This window comes from Streptomyces sp. NPDC056160 (assembly GCF_042268205.1).
Taxonomy (GTDB): domain Bacteria; phylum Actinomycetota; class Actinomycetes; order Streptomycetales; family Streptomycetaceae; genus Streptomyces.
Genome location: NZ_JBHJUW010000278.1, coordinates 1 through 4,385, shown reverse-complemented (window position 1 = coordinate 4,385; position 4,385 = coordinate 1). Strand labels below are relative to the sequence as shown.

The 4,385-nt window shown below is 68.2% G+C and carries 6 protein-coding genes; 1 reads left to right on the top strand and 5 read right to left on the bottom strand.

All coding sequences use genetic code 11. From position 1 onward, the window contains the following. From ACFC02_RS41795 to ACFC02_RS41785, 3 genes are all read right to left on the bottom strand, one after another. Positions 1-203 (bottom strand): transposase (locus ACFC02_RS41795; protein WP_376368136.1); only part of this gene is annotated, 203 nt, incomplete at its 3' end. Positions 204-397: 194 nt separating this feature from the next. Then, on the bottom strand, positions 398-991 hold the full coding sequence (locus ACFC02_RS41790; RefSeq protein WP_376368134.1) for a hypothetical protein: 594 nt from the start codon (positions 989-991) through the stop codon (positions 398-400). Further along, a complete protein-coding gene (locus ACFC02_RS41785) occupies positions 988-1,449 on the bottom strand; it encodes a hypothetical protein (RefSeq protein ID WP_376368132.1) in 462 nt (153 codons plus the stop codon). Before ACFC02_RS41785 ends, ACFC02_RS41790 begins: the two co-directional genes overlap by 4 nt. A 322-nt stretch (positions 1,450-1,771) precedes the next feature. Here ACFC02_RS41785 and ACFC02_RS41780 point away from each other — a divergent pair, with 322 nt between their 5' ends. Further along, complete coding sequence (locus ACFC02_RS41780) at positions 1,772-3,085, top strand: DNA-binding protein (RefSeq protein WP_376368130.1); 1,314 nt, start codon at positions 1,772-1,774, stop codon at positions 3,083-3,085. On the opposite strand, the gene ACFC02_RS41775 is transcribed toward ACFC02_RS41780, so the two are convergent. Together ACFC02_RS41775 and ACFC02_RS41770 are read right to left on the bottom strand one after the other, a co-directional pair. Further along, positions 3,086-4,099 (bottom strand): NAD-dependent epimerase/dehydratase family protein, encoded by a 1,014-nt coding sequence (locus ACFC02_RS41775; RefSeq protein WP_376368128.1) that lies wholly within the window; start codon positions 4,097-4,099, stop codon positions 3,086-3,088. It abuts the gene before it with no gap. A 53-nt stretch (positions 4,100-4,152) separates the two neighbouring features. After that, entirely contained in the window at positions 4,153-4,281 is a 129-nt protein-coding gene (locus ACFC02_RS41770) for a hypothetical protein (protein ID WP_376368126.1), read from the bottom strand. Positions 4,282-4,385: the final 104 nt, after the last annotated feature.

Sequence of the window (4,385 nt, the reverse complement as noted above, 5' to 3'; positions counted from 1 at the left end):
CCGGATCCAAAGCCCAACTCCTGTGGCAGGTACTCCCACTGGATCCCGGTGTGCAGCACGAACAGGATCCCGCACAACGCCTGCCGGTCCGGCACCCGCGGCCGGCCCGCCACCAGCTTCGGGCCCGGCTTTGGCAGCAACGGCTCGACGAGCGACCACAGGTCGTCCGACACGATCCACGGCCGCGACTCACGCTTACCCACGTCCCGACCAACGAGCGGACAAGCCGACGGTCACTTGATCAACAACTTCTGTTAGGACCTCTAAGGGGAGCGGTCACATCATGTCCTTGGCAGGTTGTGCCCTGTCGCCGGGAGCCCGGGGCAGGACTCCCGGCGACAGAGCGGGGACCGCGCGCGGCGGAGCACAGGGGGAGGACTCGCACCGCGCGCGGGGATCAGGAGATGTCGCTCAGCACTGCTCCGAGGAGTGTCTCGTGCGGCGTGGGGCCGGGCTGGAACCGGTCGAGCAGGTCCCGCAGGGCGGCCGGGGGAACGAGTCGGTCGTTGCGGCATGGCCGAAGCCAGTAGGGGCCGGGCGGCTTCGCCTGCGTCATCGGAGGCAGCGCAACCTTGTAGGGACGGCCCAAGCACGTCGCATACCGGTGCGGGGCCCACCTCTCGCTCGTGCCCGGCGGGACGAGCCAGATCAGCCACGACCGCAGAGGATCCTCGATCACCGGGCCGCACGCATCCAGCCGCTCAACACCGGAGTGCTGGAGCCCGTCCAGAAGCCTCACGACGGCGTAGGCCTGCGGGCCGCTCGCTGTGACGACGATGTCGAAGAACTGCCCGCCGAGCGGGAGCTGCAGCACCTCCCCGCGTTGCAGGGACAGGAACGTGCGGACCCGGCTGGCCAGGTCCGCCATGTCGGGGGCGACGGATTCCGGGGCAACGGCGAAGTTCTGCGGGGTGAAGGAGACTGGAGGCCCCGGCGGCCGGATGCGGCCCTCGGCACGCTGCCGGCGGGGCATCTGCTGGGTGACACTCATGCTGCGCCTCCCGTCAGTTCCGCCGAGATGCGCGCGAAAGCGGTCCTGCCGACGACAGCGCCGTCCTCCTTCTTGAGGCACCACGAAATTCGGATGCCCGTGCCTACGTCGACGTTCTCGACGTAGGGCACGTCGGGGCCGGCGTCTTCCACCTCGATAAGGAGTGCGCCTGTGGTGTCCACGGTGAGGCGCAGGACGACACAGCCGTCGTCGAAGGGCTGGCCCGTCCTGACGGCATAGTTCATCAGGGCGTCAGTGATTCTGGCCGCCGCCTCGATGTCACCGCACCAGCGTGCCACCGTGAGTCGGGGGCGTACCTGTAACCGGGCGTTGGCACCGGCGCCGCTGGTGGCCGTGAACCTCCTGCTCCAGGTGAACGGGGGTGCCGACCTAACCTCGTCGTCTTCCAGCGCAGGGAGGAGAACCAGAGCCCTCACCGGATGCTGAGGCCCGGTCACACGATCGGTGTCAGTTGCGTGCCCGACCGCGTCGGCGGCAGGAGGAGCGGGGCGCTGCGGTGGCGGGTTCACGGGAACACTCCCAGGTTCGTATCGTGCTCGGTCATGCACTGGCTGTGAGGCAGGTGATCAGCATTCATCCGTCGCCCCGCCTCCGCCATGGCCTGCACCGTGGCTTCTATGCGCCTTGTGAGCGGCAGATGTGGCCCCGAGGTGGCTTTGAAGTGGCTTTTGGTCAGGGCGGGTTGCCTCGGGAGATCCTGGTGGTATCCCTCCTAGGGAAGGGATCGACCCAGACGGTGCGCCACAGAGTGGGGGCTGCATGAGGACCGAACCGCGGACGCTGCTCGCGTGGCTGTGCAACCGGGACAATCTGTCCTACAGCCAGTTCGAACAGAGGTTCCGCAAGGCCGGCACACGCCTCTTCGGCTCCAGCTGCCCGACATGTGGCGAGACCCAGTTCCGTCGATGGACGGGCGGGAAAGTCCACCTGCCAAATGCCGAAGCCCGGCAGGTACTGGAAGCGATGTGGCCCGGCTACACCGCCGCTCAGTTATTCGGGCCTCCTCCCGAGCCCGATCCCCAGGCACCCGCGTTTGACCTGGAAGAGCGTGTTCGAATGACCGCAGAAGAATCCCTGGAAGGCGTCGGCACTACAGCGTCAGCGTCCATCTCCGACAACACCATCGACGAACTACGCGACCAGGTAGTGACAGCGGCACAGCGATACCACCTGCTGCCGCCCACCCAGGCCTACGAGGGCATCGACAGGCTGCGCCTCTCGATCGAGCGTCAGCGCGACCGCACTCAGGTACCCGTTCAGCAGCAGGAGCTGATGATCCTGAACGGACAGGTCGCTGCTCTGCTGTCCGTCGCTGCCTTCGATATGGGGTACTTCCCCAGCGCCCGCAGCCTGGCGCGTGCCGCCGGCGTGTTCAGCGAAACCACCCGGTGCACGCCGCTGCAGGCCTACGCCGACGGCACCCTGGCCTACATCGCGTACCACACCGGCAACGCGAGCGAAGCGGTAGCCAAGGCCACCCGGGCCTTGTCTTACGGCGGTCTCGGCGACGTCGCCCACGCGCGCCTGCAAGCGATCAAAGCGCGCGCCCACGCACACGTCGGCGACGTCGTCGCCGCACGCCGGGCCATCCAGCGATCCACGGACGGGGCGCAGGACCGCTACGACGACCTGCACGACGGCGTCGGCGGCGAGTTCGCCTTCACCGCCGAGCGGCTGGCTATGTCCACCAGCACGACCGCCCTCCTCATCGGAGATGCCGTGCAGGCCGAAGCGGACGCTCGCCGGGCCTTGGAACTTCTCGACGCCAGGCCCAGCGAAGCACAGTCCGCGCACGTGCGTGCGAGCGCCAGCGCGGACCTCGCGCTCGCACGCCTCCTGTCCGACGACGTCGACGGCGCGGCCGCCGCTCTCGCGCCGGTCTGGACGGTGCCGGCCGAGCACCGGCAAACGGGCATAGTCGTACGGACAGCACGCATCGGCCGCTACCTGACCAGGCCCGAATACCACGGAGCACAGCTCCCGGCGACGCTGCGGGAACAGATCGAGGACTTCAACCGCGTCTCCCCGCCGCATCGCATCGGCCCGCACGTCAGCCTCGCTATCGAGGCCTGATCACAGGGAGGCGAGAATCCGCGCCTCCTTCTCCGGGGCGATCCCGTGCTCCGCCCACCGCGGGTGGTCCACGGGGCGCCCGTCCTTCGACCACCACTCCCATGTATCCCGCACTGTGTCAGCGATCGGCCGGCAACGAAGCCCGTCCGCGACCGCAAGCTGGGCGCTGACCTCCCACACGCCCGCGTGGGTACGCCACAACGGCAGCTCCGTCCACTGCTTCACGCCGTGCTCCGTGAGCACGGCCGGGTCCACCCAGACCGGTGTTCCGCTGCTGCCGGTCACCCGCAGGCACTCGGCGAGGAAACTGCTGGAGGAGACACCGTCGGGGTGGGTCACGTTGTAGCCCCCGCTGCCTGTACCGGCGGCCTGGTGCAGCGCGAAGGCGGCGACGTCCCGCACGTCGACGGGTTGAATCCGCTGCTCGGCCGGCGCAGGCGCGAGGATGCGACCGCCGCGCTTCGCCCGCTCCAGCCACCAAGGCAACCGCCCCACGTACTCGCCGGGGCCGAGGATGACGCCCGGCCGGAGAAAGACCGCCGCGTCACCGAAGGCCTCAGCCACAGCGCGCTCTCCGCCAGCCTTCTGGAAGCCGTACTTCGTGGGGCTGCCGTCCTGACCCGTGTACCCGAACGTCGCGTCGGTGTCAGCCGGGCATCGCAGAAGCGGAGAGTCGTCCGTCAAGGGCTCGTGCGGCCAACCCTCGTACACGGAGACCGTGGAGATGTGCACCCAGCGCCGTGCTCGGCTGGCCAATGTGGTGCTGGCCAACAGGACATCACGAGGCGCAAGTTCAGAGCTGGACGTGTCGATGACGGCGTCCCACGGGCCGCTCTGCGCCAGCTTCTGCAAGTCCTCTCGGACAGTGCGGTCACCGTGCACTGGCTCCACGCCGGGGACATCCGGGCCGGACCGACCACGGTTGAAGGTGGTGACGTCCCACCCTCTCGACAGTGCGCTCTCCGCAATAGCCTTGCCCAGGAACCACGTTCCGCCAATGACGAGAATCCTCATGCCCTGATCCTGCCCTGTCCGGGGGCACCGGCGACAGGGCAGGGCAGGGCAGGTCAGAGCGTCGGCAGCCGGAGCGAGCACAGCCGCTCGGCGATGGTGAACGAGTCGATCCGCAGAGCCCGGATGACGGCGATCAGTTCGCGCCAGGCCTCGAACTTCGTGTTCACAAGCTCCCCGTGCATCCCGAGGTACGGTAGTTGTCAAGTCAAATGAGACGTTCGCGGTGCTATGAACCTTGTGGTTCGGGTTGGCTTCGTTTCGCCGGGTCGTTGATCCAGACCTGGCC